The 831-nt window shown below is 58.0% G+C and carries 1 protein-coding gene; it reads left to right on the top strand.

Going from position 1 to position 831, the window contains the following annotated elements; translation table 11 throughout:
- Positions 1-66: 66 nt before the first annotated feature.
- A protein-coding gene (locus FOY56_RS23420) for an IS5 family transposase (RefSeq protein ID WP_146348544.1) occupies positions 67-824 on the top strand; the annotation gives its coding sequence in 2 pieces (ribosomal slippage) (positions 67-403 and positions 403-824; 759 coding nt in all).
- Positions 825-831 lie beyond the last annotated feature (7 nt).

The following is an 831-nucleotide window of genomic DNA, read 5'->3' as shown; positions in this document are numbered from 1 at the left end:
TAGGGTCAGGATGCATTGATTTTCGGCGCGCTGCGTGATTCACCGCTTCCAAAACGGAGCGGTGACATGTCTGATCTTTATTGGCTAAGCGATGCGCAGATTGCCAAGCTTGAGCCTTTCTTCCCAAAGTCGCATGGCAAGCCTCGGGTGGATGACAGGCGCGTGCTGAGCGGCATTATCTTCATAAACCGCAATGGCTTACGTTGGCGCGATGCGCCTGCGGAATACGGGCCGCACAAGACCCTTTACAGCCGCTGGAAGCGTTGGAGCGAGAAAGGCATCTTTGCAAGGATGCTCCTGGAACTGGCCGATCAGGGTGGTGGAACCGATACGCTGATGATCGACGCAACCCACCTCAAGGCGCATCGCACGGCCTCAAGTCTTGGGCTGAAAAAAGGGGGCGTGGCCGTCTGATCGGGCGCACCAAGGGTGGAATGAACTCCAAGCTGCATACCGTCACGGATGCCTTGGGCCGCCCACTCCGGATGTTTCTAACAGCGGGCCAGCGCAGCGATTACATCGGGGCGCGGGCGCTGCTCGACGGCTTGCCATCCTCCGAACACATGCTGGCAGATCGGGGCTATGATGCTGATTGGTATCGTGAAGCCCTTGAAGACAAGGGAATTACGCCCTGCATCCCGTCGCGCAAAGGGCGCAAGGTTCCGATCCCACACGATGAGACCCTCTATTGCAAACGCCACAAGATCGAGAACAGCTTTGCCCGGCTCAAGGACTGGCGGCGCGTTTCCACACGCTACGACAGATGCCCCAAGGTCTTCCTGTCAGCCTGTGCCCTGGCCGCTGTCGTCATGTTTTGGTTATGAATCCTGA

The organism is Falsiphaeobacter marinintestinus (genome assembly GCF_007923355.1).
GTDB classification, from domain to species: domain Bacteria; phylum Pseudomonadota; class Alphaproteobacteria; order Rhodobacterales; family Rhodobacteraceae; genus Phaeobacter_A; species Phaeobacter_A marinintestinus.
The sequence above is the reverse complement of the archived record's forward strand: the minus strand, read 5'-3'. Positions and strand labels throughout refer to the sequence as shown.